Raw genomic sequence first — 16,623 nt, 5'->3', positions numbered from 1 at the left:
TATCAGCCCGGACGTTTACGGTTGCTACGTGGTGCGCTGCTGCGACGTGAAGACGAATTGCTGTTACGACGCGGACCGTTTCCGGTACGAGAGCGAGCCAGACGTTTCGGCGCAGGTAAATCAGTTAACAGCGCTTCGCTGCTGTATTTGCTGACAGGAATGCTGTGACCGGTGTAGGTTTCGATTGCCGTCAGGTTCAGCGCGTACTCTTCACAAGCCAGGCTGATGGAATGACCGCTCAGACCCGCACGGCCGGTACGACCAATACGGTGAACATAGTCTTCACAGTCGTCAGGCAGATCATAGTTAAAGACGTGTGTAACGGCAGGAATGTGCAAACCACGGGCTGCAACGTCAGTCGCAACCAGAATATCCAGCGTGCCTTTGGTGAAGTCTTCCAGAACGCGCAGGCGTTTTTTCTGCGGGACATCGCCGGTTAGTAAACCTACGCGATGACCGTCGGCTGCCAGATGGCCCCAAACGTCTTCACAACGGTGTTTAGTGTTAGCAAAAATGATGCAGCGGTCTGGCCATTCTTCTTCAATCAGCGTCTGTAACAGGCGCATTTTCTCTTCATTCGAAGGGTAGAAGAGTTCTTCTTTAATACGGTGGCCCGTTTTTTGCTCCGGTTCGATCTCAATCGACTCGGCATTATTCATGTTTTCGAACGCCAGTTCTTTCACACGATAGGAAAGGGTTGCTGAGAACAGCATGTTGAGGCGTTGAGTCGCAGGTGGCATCCGGCGGAAGATCCAGCGGATATCTTTGATGAAGCCCAGATCGAACATGCGGTCTGCTTCATCCAGCACCACCACCTGAATCGCGCCCAGGTCGATGTGGTTCTGTTTGGTGTAATCGATTAAACGGCCGGTGGTTCCGATCAGGATGTCCACGCCGCTTTCCAGCACTTTAAGCTGTTTATCGTAACCGTCGCCGCCATAGGCCAGACCTAATTTCAGCCCGGTAGATTCAGATAATGCTTCGGCGTCGGAGTGGATCTGCACCGCGAGTTCACGCGTAGGTGCCATGATCAAGGCACGCGGCTGGTTAGTCTGACGACCTTCCGCAGCAGGGTGAGAAAGCAGATAATGGAAAGTAGACGCCAGAAAAGCCAGCGTCTTGCCGGTACCGGTTTGCGCCTGACCTGCAACATCACGCCCAGCGAGCGTGATCGGCAATGCCAATGCCTGAATAGGCGTACAGTAATGGAACCCTTTCTTTTCAAGGGCTTCTACTGCCAGCGGGTGCAGGGCGAAGTCGGAAAACTTCTGTTCGGTCAAGTGTGTTTTGCTCATAGTGTGGTAGAATATCAGCTAACTATTGCTTTACGAAAGCGTATCCGGTGAAATAAAGTCAACCTACTGTTGGTTAATGCTACATCAACAAGGTAAAGATAATCCTTTGGAGTAGAACATGAGCGATAAAATTATTCACCTGACCGATGACAGTTTCGACAACGACGTATTGAAAGCTGAAGGGCTGGTACTGGTCGATTTCTGGGCAGAGTGGTGTGGTCCTTGTAAAATGATCGCTCCGATTCTGGATGAAATTGCCACTGAGTTCGAAGGCAAGCTGACCATCGCGAAGCTGAACATCGATGAAAACCCAGGTACTGCACCTAAATACGGCATCCGTGGTATTCCTACCCTGCTGTTATTTAAAGGCGGCGAAGTCGCAGCAACTAAAGTTGGCGCACTGTCGAAAGGTCAGCTGAAAGAGTTCTTAACAGCTAATCTGTAATCGGTCGGGATGACCAAAGCCAGGTGTTTAGCGGGCTGCCGTGTTTTTCACATTGTCCGCTAGACGCCTGTCAAGAAGCGTGCTAAGTTTACGCTTACTGCAAATAGAGCTTACCTGTAGTTTGATTCTTACGTTTTACTCTGTTGTGTCAAAAACATCTGCCTATAAAGTTTCTTTGAATAATAATTAAATTGAACTGGCACTGTGCTTGACCATCTAACGGTTTTAACAAAATCGGCTTTAAGACACCTTCAATATCATTGCCCCTCTAGAATATCGCCCGCGAGCGACTGCCTGCGGCTGGATTTCAAAGCTGTGATTTGAAGTGTCATACAATAAACAGGCATGGATGACCCTGCCATACCCATTCACGACAGATGTTCGAGACATACCCCGAGTTTAAGAACCCACCATTATGAATCTTACCGAATTAAAGAATACGCCGGTCTCTGACCTGATTGCACTCGGCGAAAATATGGGGCTGGAAAACCAGGCCCGCATGCGCAAGCAAGACATTATCTTTTCAATATTGAAGCAGCATGCGAAAAGCGGAGAAGACATCTTCGGTGATGGCGTACTGGAGATATTGCAGGATGGATTTGGTTTCCTCCGCTCCGGAGACAGTTCCTACCTCGCAGGCCCCGACGACATCTACGTATCACCAAGCCAAATTCGCCGCTTCAACCTTCGCACTGGCGACACCATTTCCGGTAAAATCCGCCCACCTAAAGAAGGTGAACGTTATTTTGCCCTGTTGAAAGTTAACGAAGTTAACTACGACAAACCAGAAAACGCCCGCAGCAAAATCCTGTTCGAAAACTTAACCCCTCTGCATGCAAATTCCCGTCTGCGTATGGAACGTGGTAATGGTTCAACGGAAGATTTAACCGCGCGTGTACTGGATCTGGCTGCTCCGATTGGCCGCGGCCAGCGTGGTCTGATTGTTGCTCCGCCGAAAGCGGGTAAAACCATGCTGCTGCAAAATATCGCGACAAGCATTGCGTACAATCATCCTGACTGTGTGCTGATGGTTCTGCTGATTGATGAACGTCCGGAAGAAGTAACCGAGATGCAGCGTCTGGTTAAAGGGGAAGTTATCGCTTCTACCTTTGATGAGCCGGCATCCCGTCACGTTCAGGTGGCTGAAATGGTCATCGAAAAAGCCAAACGCCTGGTTGAGCACAAGAAAGACGTCATCATCCTGCTGGACTCCATTACCCGTCTGGCTCGTGCTTACAACACCGTGGTTCCGTCATCAGGCAAAGTTCTGACCGGTGGTGTGGATGCTAACGCCTTACACCGTCCAAAACGTTTCTTCGGTGCAGCACGTAACGTGGAAGAGGGCGGAAGCCTGACCATCATCGCTACTGCGCTGGTCGATACCGGTTCTAAAATGGATGAAGTTATCTATGAAGAATTCAAAGGTACCGGCAACATGGAATTGCATCTGGCGCGCAAAATCGCTGAGAAACGCGTATTCCCTGCGATTGATTACAATCGTTCTGGTACCCGTAAAGAAGAGCTGCTGACCACGTCAGAAGAACTTCAGAAGATGTGGATCCTGCGTAAAATCATTCACCCGATGGGTGAGATTGATGCAATGGAATTCCTCATCAACAAACTCGCCATGACGAAAACCAATGACGACTTCTTCGATATGATGAAACGTTCGTAATTTGGTGTAAAACTCAAACTAACGCCACGCTAAGCCGTGGCGTTTTTTGCTTTTGGTAGCTACCATAATGCTACTTTGGTGAAATTGTCAGACTATTCGGATAATAGCTGATGGTTTTTCCAGTGCCCTTTCTTTATTTTATCGGTTTACTGCCCAAGAAATGGCAACAGATAAGGTCTTGCCTGAGACAAAACCATAACTGTCACCATAGGATTTGATTTAAGGCTGTGAGGTTTATGATGCTCTCGATTCCACGCACCTTATTTTTGCAGAAGAGATCTCTTAACTGTGAATTTACTCAATATGAGTACTGAGCTTGCCATTGTTTTCGTTTTTTCATTCCTGTTTCTGTTCGTTGCCCGGAAGGTGGCGAATAAAATCGGACTCGTAGATAAACCCAATTTTCGCAAACGCCATCAGGGTTTGATCCCGCTGGTCGGCGGTATTTCTGTGTATGCAGGGGTTTGTTTCGCCTTTCTTATCACCAGCTATGTCATTCCGCATGGCAACCTTTATCTCGCCTGCGCGGGCTTGCTGGTACTGGTCGGCGCGCTCGATGACCGTTTCGATATCAGTGTAAAAACCCGCGCAATGGTGCAGGCTGTGGTGGCCGTGGCGATGATGAGTTTCGCAAATCTCACGCTACGTAATCTCGGGCATCTTATCGGCCCATGGGAAATGGCACTCGGGCCGTTCGGCTATCTGGTGACCCTGTTTGCCGTCTGGGCGGCGATCAACGCCTTTAACATGGTGGATGGTATCGACGGGCTTCTGGGCGGATTATCCTGCGTCAGTTTCGGTTCTTTAGGCATCATCATGTATGGCAGTGGTCACATGGAACTGGCGCTCTGGTGCTTCGCCATGATTGCCGCCATTTTGCCTTATATCCTGCTCAATCTGGGCGTCTTCGGCCCTCGCTATAAAGTGTTCATGGGCGATGCGGGTAGTACGCTGATTGGTTTTACGGTCATCTGGATCCTGCTGCAAAGCACGCAAGGCGAAACGCACCCGATGAACCCGGTAACCGCACTCTGGCTTATCGCAATCCCTCTGATGGACATGGTTGCCATCATGTACCGCCGTCTGCGCAAAGGCATGAGTCCGTTTTCTGCCGATCGCCAGCACATTCATCATTTGATCATGCGCGCCGGCTTTACTTCCCGTCAGGCCTTTATGCTAATTACCGTGGCCGCTGCACTTCTGGCGGCGGTTGGCGTGATTGGCGAACATCTGCCTTTCGTGCCTGAATGGGTCATGCTGGCTTTATTCTTTGTCGCTTTCCTGTTGTACGGCGTTTGCATCAAGCACGCCTGGCGCGTGGCCCGGTTTATCAAACGTCTTAAAAGGCGTTTGCGCCGTTCATCTCCTCAATAATTCATCTTTTACACAAGGGCATACTGGCTGTGGATAAACCAGAAATGATAAGAAACCAGAATGATCGTGACATCGAAAATGAACTCGATATTCGTGGTTTGTGCTGCACCTTATGGAAAGGTAAATTTTGGATTGCGGGCCTGGCAATACTGTTCGCGTTAGTGGCTTTGGGCTCCTCTTATCTGATGAAACAGGAGTGGAGCTCGACGGCCATTACCGACCGTCCCACCGTGAACAATCTCTCGTCTTATTTCTCACAAGCGCAGTTCCTGCGTAATCTGGATGTGCGCACTGCGTTGCCGTCGGATACCGGTCGTCCGCCGATCTCTGATGAATCCTATAATGAATTTGTGATGCAGCTTGCCGCTTACGACACACGTCGTGATTTCTGGCTGCAAAGCCCTTATTACAAGCAGCGCCTGGAAAATGATGCGCGCGCGGATGCCGTTTTGCTCGATGATCTGATTAACGATATTCAGTTCACACCGCGCGATGCAATGAAAGTCCCGAACGACATTGTGAAACTGACGGCGGAAGATGCCGCTGATGCCAACAAACTTTTGCGTCAGTATGTTAATTTCGCCAGCCAGCGCGCGGCGCAGCATCTTTACGATGAGTTGCAGGGCGCATGGGCTGCCCGGACGCAGTCGATGAAAGCGCAGGTCAAACGCCAGGAAGAAGTGGCGCAGAGCATTTTCAAACGCACGGTGAATAACACCGAGCAGGCGCTGAAAATCGCCCAGCAGCAAAACATCACCAAAAGCGTGACGGACACCCCAGCCGAAGAGCTGCCTGATTCCGACATGTTCCTGCTGGGTGTGCCTATGTTGAAAGCGCGCCTGGAATTATTACAGGCTTCCGGGCCGGGTTATGATCTGGATTACGACCAGAACCGCGCCATGCTGTCGACGCTGAATGTGGGCCCGACGCTGACCGCGAAATTCCAGACTTACCGTTACCTCAGAACGCCTGAGGAACCTGTAAAACGTGACAGCCCGCGCCGTGTGTTCCTGATGATCATGTGGGGGATTGTCGGTGGTTTAATCGGGGCAGGAGTTGCCCTGACGCGTCGTAAAAATAAGAGAAACACATTGTGAAAGTGTTGACGATTTTCGGCACCCGTCCGGAGGCCATTAAAATGGCGCCGCTGGTGCTTGCTTTGTCGCAGGATGCGGCTTTTGAATCTAAAGTTTGTGTCACGGCACAGCACCGTGAAATGCTCGATCAGGTATTGCGTCTGTTTGAGATTACGCCCGATTATGACCTCAATATTATGAAACCGGGGCAGGGTCTGACGGAAATCACCAGCCGTATTCTGACCGGCCTGAAGCCGGTGCTTGATGAATTTAAACCGGACGTCGTGCTGGTTCACGGCGATACCACCACGACGCTGTCCGCGAGTCTGGCGGCTTTTTATCATCAGATTGCGGTCGGTCATGTCGAAGCCGGTCTGCGCACCGGTGATCTTTCTTCGCCGTGGCCGGAAGAGGGCAATCGCCTGCTGACCGGTCATCTTGCGCGCTGGCATTTTGCCCCGACGGAAAACGCCCGTTCGAATCTGACGCGGGAAAATATTCCTGAAAGCCGCATTTTCGTCACCGGCAATACGGTGATTGATGCGCTGTTGTGGGTTCGTGATCGCTTTAACAGCGATGCGTCTCTGGCGCAGCAGCTGGCCAATACCTATCCGTTCCTCGATGCCAGTAAAAAACTGATCCTCGTAACGGGTCACCGCCGTGAAAGTTTTGGCGGCGGTTTTGAGCGGATTTGCTCGGCGCTGGCCGATATCGCCCGCCAGCATCCGGATGTTCAGATTGTGTATCCGGTGCACCTCAATCCTAACGTCAGTGAGCCGGTAAACCGTATTCTGGCGGGCATCGACAACATCGTGTTAATCGACCCGCAGGATTATCTGCCTTTCGTTTATCTGATGGATAAAGCCTATCTGATTCTGACGGATTCGGGCGGTGTGCAGGAAGAAGCGCCTTCACTGGGGAAACCGGTGCTGGTGATGCGGGAAACCACAGAGCGTCCGGAAGCCGTTGATGCCGGTACGGTACGTCTGGTCGGGACTGATCCTGCAAAAATTGTTAAGGAAGTGAACCGTCTGCTGAGCGATGAAAACGAATACAACAGCATGAGCAGGGCGCACAATCCTTATGGTGACGGACACGCGTGTCGCCATATTCTTGATGCATTAAAAAATCATCGGGTATGACCATGAATTTCAATACTATTTCTGTAATCGGACTGGGTTACATCGGTTTGCCGACGGCAGCCGCCTTCGCCTCACGCCAGAAAAAAGTCGTGGGGGTAGACATCAATCAGCACGCGGTTGAGACCATTAACCGTGGCGCCATTCATATCGTTGAACCCGATCTCGACACGCTGGTAAAACAGGCGGTAGAAGGCGGTTTCCTCCGCGCCGTCACTCAGCCCGAACCTGCGGATGCTTTCCTGATTGCCGTGCCGACGCCTTTTATGGGCGATCATCTGCCGGATATGAAATACGTGGAATCCGCCGCGCGCTCTCTGGCGCCGGTACTCAAAAAGGGTGACCTGATCATTCTGGAATCTACGTCTCCGGTCGGCGCGACAGAACAAATGGCAGCATGGCTGGCCGAAGTTCGCCCGGATCTGAGCTTCCCGCAACAGGCGGGTGAACGGGCGGATATCAATATTGCTTACTGCCCTGAACGCGTTTTGCCGGGCCAGGTGATGGTTGAGCTGATCAAAAATGACCGCGTGATTGGCGGGATGACCTCCGTGTGCTCGCAGCGCGCCAGTGATTTGTACAACATTTTCCTGAAAGGAGAATGTGTGGTTACGAATTCGCGTACGGCGGAAATGTGCAAGCTGACCGAAAACAGCTTCCGCGACGTCAACATTGCTTTCGCTAATGAGCTCTCACTGATTTGCGATGCGCAGGGCATTAATGTCTGGGAGCTGATCAGCCTGGCAAACCGCCATCCGCGCGTGAATATTTTACAGCCGGGACCGGGCGTTGGCGGCCACTGTATCGCGGTCGATCCGTGGTTTATTGTGGCGCAGAACCCTGAGCTTGCGCGGATCATCCGTACGGCGCGCGAAGTGAATGACAGCAAACCGCACTGGGTGGTTGATCGCGTGAAGGCCGCGCTGGCCGATTGCCTTACCACCACCGGCAAGCGCGCTTCTGAAATCAAAATCGCCTGCTTTGGTCTGGCGTTTAAACCGAATATCGACGACCTGCGCGAAAGCCCTGCCGTAGAAGTCACCCACCTGATTGCCGACTGGCATGCAGGCGAGACCTGGGCCGTTGAACCGAATGTTCATCAGCTTCCGGCATCGCTGGCTGAAAAAGTGACACTGCATTCTCTGGATGATGCCCTGAAAGACGCCGATCTTCTGGTGATGCTGGTTGATCACACCTCGTTTAAGGCGATCCCGGCCAGCGCGATCCGCCAGTCCTGGATCGTAGACACCAAAGGTGTGTGGCGGTGAGCCTGCACGTCCACGGCAATATTGAACCGCTCGACTGGGAGAGCGATTTCTTCCAGTTGCGCAGTGCCAAATTGAGCCTGGATGCGTCGGCGGAAACCGTCGTGACGCCTGAGGCGCTGGCGCAATATGCGCTGGTGCAGGCAAAAGTGGATGCGGATCAGACCGAAATGCTGGATGCGCTGTCCGCGCTCGGCTTTCGTCTGGCCGAAGGTGAAACCGATGTGTGCGTCGCGGTGAGTGCGCAGGATATCGCGTTGCCCGCCGGGCGTCTGGCGGTGCCGAAAGATATTGCAGACGTAGTGACGATCGCCCGTCAGGCGTTTCGCCTGAGCCGTTTTCGGTCTCCGTGGTATCAGCCGGATGACAGCGCGCGGTTTTACGCGATGTGGGCGGAAAAAGCGGTGCTGGGCACATTCGACCATCTTTGCCTGTGGGCCGATGACGCGAGCGGATTTGTGACGCTGCGCCAGTTAGCCAAGGGCGAAGCAAGAATTGGCCTGCTGGCCGTCAAACCTGAATGTCAGGGGCGGGGAGTGGGCAAGACATTAATGGCGGCTGCGAAACAATGGTGTGCCGGTCAGGGCGTTTCGCGTCTTCACGTCGCGACACAAACCGGCAACCTTCCGGCTTTAAACCTTTATCTCGCCAGCGGTGGCAAAGTCACACGCACGGCGTACTGGCTGTACAGGTGAAACGATGATCCCTTTTAATGCGCCGCCGATTGTTGGCACTGAAATTGATTTCATGCGCGAGGCGATGAACAGCGGCAAACTTTGCGGCGATGGCGGATTCACGCTGCGCTGTCAGAAATGGTTCGAACAGCATTTTAACTGCCCGAAAGTATTGCTGACGCCGTCCTGCACGGCGTCGCTGGAAATGGCCGCATTGCTGCTTGATATCCAGCCCGGCGATGAAGTGATTATGCCGAGCTTCACGTTCGTCTCGACCGCCAATGCGTTTGTTCTGCGTGGCGCGAAAATCGTCTTTGTGGATGTCCGCCCGGACACCATGAATATCGATGAAACCCTGATTGAAGCGGCGATTACGGCTAAAACCAAAGTGATTGTGCCGGTGCATTACGCAGGCGTGGCCTGTGAAATGGACGCCATCATGGCGCTGGCTGAAAAGTATCATCTGTTCGTGGTGGAAGATGCCGCGCAGGGCGTGATGTCGACTTACAAAGGCAAGGCACTGGGAACGATCGGCCACATCGGCTGTTTCAGTTTCCACGAAACGAAAAATTACACCGCAGGCGGCGAAGGCGGTGCGACGCTGATCAACGATCCGGCGCTGATTGATCGTGCTGAAATCATTCGCGAAAAAGGCACCAACCGCAGCCAGTTCTTCCGCGGGCAGGTGGATAAATATACCTGGCGCGATATCGGCTCCAGCTATCTGATGTCTGATTTGCAGGCCGCGTATCTGTGGGGAAATCTGGATGCCGCTGAAAAGATTAATCAGCGCCGTCTGGCTATCTGGAATCAGTATTATGAAGCCTTGCAGGATCTGGCCGATGCGGGACGTATCCAGCTCCCGGCTATTCCGCAGGAATGTGTGCAAAACGCCCACATGTTCTATGTTCGACTGAACGATATCGAAGATCGCGATGCGTTCATCCGTCATATGAAAGCGGCAGATATCCTCACCGTATTCCATTACATTCCGCTGCATGCCTGTCCGGCTGGCGAAAACTTCGGGCGTTTCTCTGGCACCGACTGCTTTACCACGCAGGAAAGTGAGCGTCTGGTGCGCCTGCCGTTGTTCTACAACATGACCGACGACACACAGCGCACTGTGATTGCGGCCATGCTGCAATACTTCGCCTGACATGTCGCTGGCAAAAGCGTCAGTCTGGACCGCCGGTTCCACGCTGATTAAAATCGGCACCGGATTGCTGGTAGTTAAATTGCTGGCCGTGGCGTTCGGGCCGGAGGGCGTGGGGCAGGCGGGGAATTTCCGTCAGATGGTCACGGTGTTGGGCGTATTGTCCGGTGCCGGGATCTTCAATGGCGTCACCAAATATGTTGCCGAACACCATGATAATCCTGAGCGCCTTAAAGCCGTGCTCGGGACGTCGTCATCGCTGATTTTAGGTTTCTCCACTCTGCTGGCGGCGATATTTCTGCTGCTCGCTGCGCCGATCAGTAGCGGTCTGTTCGGGCATGAGCGCTATCAGGCGGTCGTTCGCGCCGTGGCCTTTATCCAGATGGGCATCGCCTATGCCAACTATTTTCAGGCAATCCTGAAAGGGTATCGCGACGCGATGGGCAACGCGCTGGCGGTGATTGGCGGAAGTCTGATTGGTTTAGTCGCTTATCTGGCTTGCTTCAAACTGGGCGGTTACGAAGGCGCGCTGGCCGGTCTGGCGCTGGTGCCTGCGCTGGTCATCCTGCCCGCGGCTGGTATGTTGTGGAAGCGCAAATCCTTTCCGCTGGAATACTTAAAACCGGGCTGGGATCGTTTTATTGCCAGCCATCTCGGCAAATTTACGCTGATGGCGCTGATCACTTCTGTCACGATCCCGGTGGCGTATGTGATGATGCGAAATCTGCTGGCTGAACATTACAGCTGGAAAGATGTGGGGATCTGGCAGGGCGTCAGCAGTATTTCGGATGCTTATCTGCAATTTATCACCGCCTCATTCAGCGTGTATTTGTTGCCCACATTATCCCGGCTGACCGATAAACGGGATATTTCCCGGGAAATCGTGAAGTCGCTGAAATTTGTCATCCCCGTCGTGGCCGCAGTCAGTTTCACGGTCTGGTTACTGCGCGATTTTGCTATCTGGCTGTTGTTTTCAAAACAATTTATCGCGATGCGCGATTTGTTCGCCTGGCAACTGGTGGGCGATGTACTGAAAGTAGGCTCGTATGTTTTTGGGTATCTGGTGATTGCCCGCGCGTCTCTGCGCTTTTATGTGCTGACAGAAATCAGTCAGTTCGCGCTGCTGACCGGTTTTTCACACTGGCTGATCCCGGTTCACGGTTCTCTGGGCGCCGCGCAGGCGTATATGGCGACGTATATCGTCTATTTTGCCGCGTGCTGCACTGTATTTGTTATCTATCGTAGACGAGCATGACAACGCTGATTCACGTTTTGGGATCTGACATCCCTCATCATAATGTAACCGTACTGCGCTTTTTCAACGACGTGCTGGCCGAATGCACGCCTGAAAAGCGGATTTGTCATTTTATGGTCGCGGCGGCGGATGCTTCGGCGTTTGCTGAGTTTACGCGCCTGGACATTCGGGTTTATCCGGACAAAAAAACGCTGGCGGCGGCGGTGATTTCCCGCGCGCAAGACCGGACGCACCACTTTTTCTTCCATGGGCAATTTAATCCCACGCTCTGGCTCGCGCTGCTGACGGGCAAAATTAAAGCCTCGCAGGCGAACTGGCATATCTGGGGTGCAGATTTGTATGAATCTGCCGGAGGTCTGAAATTCCGCCTGTTTTATTTCATGCGCCGCCTGGCGCAGGGACGTATCGGGCATGTCTTTGCCACGCGCGGCGACCTGATTTATTTCCATCAGCGCTACCCGCGTACGCCGTCTTCTTTACTGTATTTTCCGACGCGGATGGATCCGACGCTGACCCAACCCGCTGATCTGCCGGAACCCGAAGGGCCGATGACAGTGCTGGTGGGGAATTCCGGTGACCGCAGTAACCGCCACATTGAAGCACTGCGTTCGCTGCATCAGCAGTTCGGTAGCGGTATCCGTGTGATTATCCCGATGGGATATCCGGCGGATAATCAGACTTATATTGAGCAGGTTCGCACTGAAGCATTAACGCTCTTTGCGCCCGAAAATGTTGACCTGATGACCGGCGCCATGGCGTTCGACGATTATCTGAATGTGTTGCGTCGTTGCTCGCTGGGCTATTTTATTTTCGACCGTCAGCAGGGTATCGGGACGCAATGCCTTCTGATTCAGTTCGGCGTGCCGTTTGTCGTCAGCCGTCAGAATCCTTTCTGGCAGGATCTGGCCGAGCAGCATCTGCCGGTGCTTTTCTACGGTGATATGCTGGATGAAAAAGTGGTCGCTGAAGCGCGGCGTCAGTTACTGAATGCCGATCGCAAAAACATCGCCTTCTTTAATCCGAACTATATTTCGGGCTGGCAGCAGGCATTACTGCTCGCGGCGGGAGAAACGTCATGACGCTGGCACAATTAGGCGGCCTGACCGTCGTTTACGTGCTGTCGCTGTTGTTTATTCTCACGCTGACGTACAAAGAGTTCCGGCGCGTGCGTTTCAACTTTAACGTCTTATTTTCGTTACTGTATCTGCTGACGTTCTACTTTGGTTTTCCGCTGACCTGTCTGCTGGTTTTCCAGTTTGACGTCAAAGTGGTGCCGGTGGAAAATCTGTTGCAGGCCATGCTGGCCGCGACCTGTTTCTATGGCATTTATTACGTTTGCTACAAAACGCGGCTCAAGGCTAAACGCGACGGGCCTTCACGCCCGCTGTTTACGATGAACCGGGTCGAAACCCATCTGACCTGGATGCTGCTGGCGCTGATTGCAGTCGTCACAGTTTCCATCTTCTTTATGCACAACGGTTTTCTGCTGTTTAAGCTGAAATCCTACAGCCAGATTTTCTCCAGCGATGTCTCCGGTGTGGCGCTTAAGCGCTTCTTTTACTTCTTTATTCCGGCGATGCTGGTGGTGTTTTTCATCAAACCGGATATCCGCCGCTGGCTTTTTTTCCTCGCCAGCACCGTGGCTTTTGGTTTCCTGACCTACGTTATCGTCGGCGGAACCCGCGCCAATATCATCATCGCATTTGCGCTGTTTTTATTTATCGGCATTGTGCGCGGTTGGATCAGCCTGTGGATGCTGGCGGTGGCGGGCGTGCTGGGCATTGTCGGCATGTTCTGGCTGGCACTTAAACGCTATGGACTGAACGTCAGCGGCCCGGAAGCGATTTATACTTTCCTGTATCTGACGCGCGACACGTTTTCTCCGTGGGAAAATCTGGGGCTGTTGTTGCAGAACTACGACAAAATCAGCTTCCAGGGTCTTGCGCCAATTGCGCGTGATTTCTACGTTTTCATCCCGACCTGGCTGTGGCATGACCGTCCGGGCATCGTGCTCAATTCTGCCAACTATTTCACCTGGGAAGTGCTCGATAACCACTCCGGCCTGGCGATTTCTCCGACCCTGATTGGTTCTCTGGTGGTGATGGGCGGCGTGTGGTTTATTCCGCTGGGTGCTGTCGCCGTGGGCATGATCATGAAATGGTTCGACTGGTTGTACGAAAAAGGCAAAGCGGACACCAACCGCTATAAAGCCGCTATCTTGCAAAGTTTTTGCTTCGGTGCGGTCTTTAATATGATTGTGCTGGCCCGTGAAGGCGTGGACTCCTTCTTCTCACGGGTGGTGTTTTTCTGCCTGGTGTTCGGCGCGTGTCTGGTTGTCGCCAAACTCCTGTACTGGATGTTTGATGCCGCCGGGCTTATCCGTGTCAAAATTCCGCGCAGAAAAAACCTCATGGAGCCTCACTCTGGCAGGAATTTGAATGAACTCTGAGAATAATGTTCCACAATACGATATTCGCGGGATCCGACTGTGGGGCTTCCGCGATATGGCACATTTTATTGATTATCTGTTTGCCGAAAATCAGGTGAAAACCGGTTCGCTGGTGGCGATGAATGCCGAGAAAGTGCTGACCATCGAAAGCAATCCGGAAATGGGCGCACTGATTAAAGTGGCGGAATACAAATATCCCGACGGCATCAGCATGGTGCGGGCTATTCGCCGAAAATATCCACAGGCGCAGGTGTCCCGTATCGCCGGTGCCGATCTCTGGGAAGGGCTGATGGAACGCGCCGGTCGTGAAGGCACGCCGGTCTTTCTGATTGGCGGTAAACCTGACGTACTGGCACAAACGGAAGAAAAATTGCGCGCCCAGTGGAACGTCAATATTGCCGGCAGCCAGAATGGCTACTTTACGCCGGAGCAACGAAACGCTTTATTTGAACGGGTCAAAAGCAGCGGGGCTGCAATTGTGACGGTGGCGATGGGCTCGCCGAAGCAGGAAATCCTGATGCGCGATTGCCGTGAGGTTTATCCGGATGCGCTCTATATGGGCGTCGGCGGCACTTACGACGTCTTCACCGGCCACGTTAAACGGGCGCCAAAAATATGGCAAAGCATGGGGCTGGAATGGTTATACCGCCTGATTTTACAGCCCAGCCGTTTGCGCCGTCAGCTCAAACTGCTGAAATTTGTCCGTTATTACTATACCGGTCGTCTGTAATGATTTCGCCGTTCCGAATCTTCAGGACGGCGCGCTACCTCTCATTTCTTCACTTCTGTTGCATGAGTTTCCTGTCCGCTTTTCATATCAGTGCTTATCTTTCTCAATAGGCGTTTGCAACTCGTCGGGAAATACGGAAACATAACGCCGTTTTTCCGCCCCATACGGGCATCATCACTATAAAAATAACATTCCGGTCATTCCGGAAGGCAAACACAATGAGAGAGAAATTGAGGATCTATGGAGAATAAAGAAGAAAAGGGTGGACTACACCGGGGGCTGGAAGCGAGGCACATTGAGCTGATTGCACTGGGTGGCACCATCGGTGTTGGATTATTTATGGGCGCGGCAAGCACCCTGAAATGGGCCGGGCCGTCAGTGTTACTGGCGTACATTCTGGCCGGTGTGTTCGTCTTCTTTATCATGCGCTCTATGGGCGAAATGCTGCATCTGGAGCCGGTCGCCGGTTCGTTTGCGGTCTACGCCCATAAATATCTCGGTCCGTACTACGGCTATCTGACGGCGTGGAGCTACTGGTTTATGTGGATAGCGGTGGGGATTTCTGAAATCACCGCGATCGGCGTCTACGCGCAATACTGGTTCCCCGAACTGCCGCAGTGGATCCCGGCGCTGATAGCCGTGGCGATTGTGGCGTCGGCGAATCTCGCCGCCGTGAAGCTTTATGGCGAAATGGAGTTCTGGTTTGCGCTGATCAAAATCACCACCATCATTGTGATGATTGTGGTCGGGCTGGCGGTCATTTTCTTCGGTTTTGGTAATCATGGCGAACCGGTGGGATTTGCCAATCTGACGGCGCACGGCGGCTTCTTTGCCGGTGGCTGGAAAGGGTTCCTCTTCGCGCTGTGTATCGTCGTTGCGTCGTATCAGGGCGTTGAGCTGGTGGGGATTACTGCCGGTGAAGCGAAGAACCCGCAGGTGACGCTCAAACGCGCTATCAATAATATCCTGTGGCGTATCCTGATTTTCTATGTAGGCGCGATTTTCGTCATCATCACGATTTTCCCGTGGAACGAAATGGGCACGCACGGCAGCCCGTTCGTTTTAACCTTCGCGAAAATTGGTATTGCCTCTGCGGCTGGTATCATCAACTTTGTAGTACTGACGGCGGCGCTGTCGGGCTGTAACAGCGGCATGTACAGCTGCGGACGTATGCTTTACGCCTTGTCAAAGAACCGCCAGTTGCCTTCGTTTCTGAGCCGGGTTTCAAAAAGCGGCGTCCCGGTTTATGGCATCGCGATTACGATTTTATGTCTGCTGGTGGGTTCATGCCTGAACTATGTGATCCCGAATCCGGAGAAAGTGTTCGTTTATGTCTACAGCGCCAGCGTGCTGCCGGGCATGGTACCGTGGTTTGTTGTGCTGATTAGCCAGCTGCGTTTTCGCGACGCACATAAAGAGAAACTGAAAAATCATCCGTTCAAATCCGTGCTGTTCCCTTATACCAACTATCTGACGCTGATTTTCCTGGCGTGCGTGCTGGTGGGTATGGCAATTAACACGGATACGCGGGTTTCTTTACTGGTTGGCGGTATTTTCATCGCGGTGGTGTCACTGATATACTTCGGCCTGGGCATGCATAAGCGTGCTGCACTTACGGCGGAAAAGGCAAAATAACGCTGTAAGTCATGGGTGGGGAAGGGAAGGCGCTTACTTTTAATGCGGATTGGATAAAGCGTAATCAAACGCAATATTTCTGATAAAAAGCACTAGACAGCTTGGCGTTAAAACCGTAGTATCCCCACCCGCAACGGCGCTAAGCGCCCGTAGCTCAGCTGGATAGAGCGCTGCCCTCCGGAGGCAGAGGTCTCAGGTTCGAATCCTGTCGGGCGCACCATTAGTTTGCGCTAGAGTTGCGGTGAATTGTTGAGTTAAACATTTCACGTTAGTTAGAGATATGGTGGCTATAGCTCAGTTGGTAGAGCCCTGGATTGTGATTCCAGTTGTCGTGGGTTCGAGCCCCATTAGCCACCCCACTCTAAAAATGATTTTGTGATTGTGACATGCGATGGTGGCGGAATTGGTAGACGCGCTAGCTTCAGGTGTTAGTGTCCTTCGGATGTGAGGGTTCGAGT

The 16,623-nt window shown here is 52.7% G+C and carries 14 protein-coding genes and 2 tRNA genes; 15 read left to right on the top strand and 1 reads right to left on the bottom strand.

Features of this window, described 5'->3' with window-relative positions; all coding sequences use genetic code 11:
- Positions 1-2 precede the first annotated feature (2 nt).
- A complete protein-coding gene (gene rhlB, locus J8X26_RS01170; protein ID WP_101079469.1) occupies positions 3-1,295 on the bottom strand; it encodes an ATP-dependent RNA helicase RhlB in 1,293 nt (430 codons plus the stop codon).
- A 118-nt stretch (positions 1,296-1,413) separates the two neighbouring features.
- On the opposite strand from rhlB, the gene trxA reads away from it, so the two are divergent.
- From trxA to J8X26_RS01095, 15 genes are all read left to right on the top strand, one after another.
- On the top strand, positions 1,414-1,740 hold the full coding sequence (gene trxA / locus J8X26_RS01165; RefSeq protein ID WP_013577537.1) for a thioredoxin TrxA: 327 nt from the start codon (positions 1,414-1,416) through the stop codon (positions 1,738-1,740).
- 415 nt (positions 1,741-2,155) lie between these two features.
- Complete coding sequence (gene rho / locus J8X26_RS01160; RefSeq protein ID WP_101079467.1) at positions 2,156-3,415, top strand: transcription termination factor Rho; 1,260 nt, start codon at positions 2,156-2,158, stop codon at positions 3,413-3,415.
- Between the two features lie 288 nt (positions 3,416-3,703).
- Positions 3,704-4,789 carry a UDP-N-acetylglucosamine--undecaprenyl-phosphate N-acetylglucosaminephosphotransferase gene (gene wecA / locus J8X26_RS01155; RefSeq protein WP_152324758.1) on the top strand — a complete coding sequence of 362 codons (1,086 nt, stop codon included), beginning with the start codon at positions 3,704-3,706 and terminating at the stop codon, positions 4,787-4,789.
- A gap of 44 nt (positions 4,790-4,833) precedes the next feature.
- Positions 4,834-5,886, top strand: coding sequence for an ECA polysaccharide chain length modulation protein (gene wzzE / locus J8X26_RS01150; RefSeq protein ID WP_152324759.1), 1,053 nt, complete (start codon positions 4,834-4,836; stop codon positions 5,884-5,886).
- A complete protein-coding gene (gene wecB / locus J8X26_RS01145; protein WP_195825706.1) occupies positions 5,883-7,007 on the top strand; it encodes a non-hydrolyzing UDP-N-acetylglucosamine 2-epimerase in 1,125 nt (374 codons plus the stop codon). The genes wzzE and wecB overlap by 4 nt, the downstream gene beginning before the upstream one ends.
- Positions 7,008-7,009: 2 nt before the next feature.
- Positions 7,010-8,272, top strand: coding sequence for a UDP-N-acetyl-D-mannosamine dehydrogenase (gene wecC / locus J8X26_RS01140; RefSeq protein WP_208949952.1), 1,263 nt, complete (start codon positions 7,010-7,012; stop codon positions 8,270-8,272).
- Between the two features lie 2 nt (positions 8,273-8,274).
- Positions 8,275-8,964, top strand: a complete 690-nt coding sequence (gene rffC / locus J8X26_RS01135) for a dTDP-4-amino-4,6-dideoxy-D-galactose acyltransferase (RefSeq protein WP_208949962.1) — start codon at positions 8,275-8,277, stop codon at positions 8,962-8,964.
- A 4-nt stretch (positions 8,965-8,968) separates the two neighbouring features.
- Positions 8,969-10,099 carry a dTDP-4-amino-4,6-dideoxygalactose transaminase gene (rffA, locus tag J8X26_RS01130; RefSeq protein ID WP_208949951.1) on the top strand — a complete coding sequence of 377 codons (1,131 nt, stop codon included), beginning with the start codon at positions 8,969-8,971 and terminating at the stop codon, positions 10,097-10,099.
- Position 10,100: 1 nt separating this feature from the next.
- Positions 10,101-11,351 (top strand): lipid III flippase WzxE, encoded by a 1,251-nt coding sequence (gene wzxE, locus J8X26_RS01125; RefSeq protein WP_208949950.1) that lies wholly within the window; start codon positions 10,101-10,103, stop codon positions 11,349-11,351.
- Complete coding sequence (locus tag J8X26_RS01120) at positions 11,348-12,430, top strand: TDP-N-acetylfucosamine:lipid II N-acetylfucosaminyltransferase (protein ID WP_208949949.1); 1,083 nt, start codon at positions 11,348-11,350, stop codon at positions 12,428-12,430. The genes wzxE and J8X26_RS01120 overlap by 4 nt, the downstream gene beginning before the upstream one ends.
- Positions 12,427-13,800, top strand: a complete 1,374-nt coding sequence (wzyE, locus tag J8X26_RS01115) for an ECA oligosaccharide polymerase (protein WP_165061926.1) — start codon at positions 12,427-12,429, stop codon at positions 13,798-13,800. Before J8X26_RS01120 ends, wzyE begins: the two co-directional genes overlap by 4 nt.
- The gene (wecG, locus tag J8X26_RS01110) at positions 13,790-14,530 is read left to right on the top strand and encodes a lipopolysaccharide N-acetylmannosaminouronosyltransferase (RefSeq protein ID WP_152324767.1); all 741 of its coding nucleotides are present in this window, start codon (positions 13,790-13,792) and stop codon (positions 14,528-14,530) included. Before wzyE ends, wecG begins: the two co-directional genes overlap by 11 nt.
- 240 nt (positions 14,531-14,770) lie before the next feature.
- Entirely contained in the window at positions 14,771-16,165 is a 1,395-nt protein-coding gene (locus J8X26_RS01105; RefSeq protein ID WP_208949948.1) for an amino acid permease, read from the top strand.
- Positions 16,166-16,308: 143 nt separating this feature from the next.
- Positions 16,309-16,385, top strand: a tRNA-Arg gene (locus J8X26_RS01100).
- 63 nt (positions 16,386-16,448) lie between these two features.
- Positions 16,449-16,524: transfer RNA gene (locus tag J8X26_RS01095), tRNA-His, on the top strand.
- Positions 16,525-16,623: the final 99 nt, after the last annotated feature.

Source organism: Rahnella sp. ChDrAdgB13 (assembly GCF_017655185.1).
Lineage (GTDB): Bacteria > Pseudomonadota > Gammaproteobacteria > Enterobacterales > Enterobacteriaceae > Rahnella > Rahnella contaminans.
The sequence above is the reverse complement of the archived record's forward strand: the minus strand, read 5'-3'. Positions and strand labels throughout refer to the sequence as shown.

Excerpts from the sequence above, each read along its gene's own strand:
- wzzE (WP_152324759.1), top strand. The coding sequence starts at position 4,834 with ATGATAAGAAACCAGAATGATCGTGACATCGAAAATGAACTCGATATT.
- J8X26_RS01105 (WP_208949948.1), top strand. The coding sequence starts at position 14,771 with ATGGAGAATAAAGAAGAAAAGGGTGGACTACACCGGGGGCTGGAAGCG.
- J8X26_RS01120 (WP_208949949.1), top strand. The coding sequence starts at position 11,348 with ATGACAACGCTGATTCACGTTTTGGGATCTGACATCCCTCATCATAAT.
- wecG (WP_152324767.1), top strand. The coding sequence starts at position 13,790 with ATGAACTCTGAGAATAATGTTCCACAATACGATATTCGCGGGATCCGA.
- trxA (WP_013577537.1), top strand. The coding sequence starts at position 1,414 with ATGAGCGATAAAATTATTCACCTGACCGATGACAGTTTCGACAACGAC.
- wecC (WP_208949952.1), top strand. The coding sequence starts at position 7,010 with ATGAATTTCAATACTATTTCTGTAATCGGACTGGGTTACATCGGTTTG.
- wzyE (WP_165061926.1), top strand. The coding sequence starts at position 12,427 with ATGACGCTGGCACAATTAGGCGGCCTGACCGTCGTTTACGTGCTGTCG.
- rhlB (WP_101079469.1), bottom strand. The coding sequence starts at position 1,295 with ATGAGCAAAACACACTTGACCGAACAGAAGTTTTCCGACTTCGCCCTG.
- wzxE (WP_208949950.1), top strand. The coding sequence starts at position 10,101 with ATGTCGCTGGCAAAAGCGTCAGTCTGGACCGCCGGTTCCACGCTGATT.
- rffA (WP_208949951.1), top strand. The coding sequence starts at position 8,969 with ATGATCCCTTTTAATGCGCCGCCGATTGTTGGCACTGAAATTGATTTC.
- rho (WP_101079467.1), top strand. The coding sequence starts at position 2,156 with ATGAATCTTACCGAATTAAAGAATACGCCGGTCTCTGACCTGATTGCA.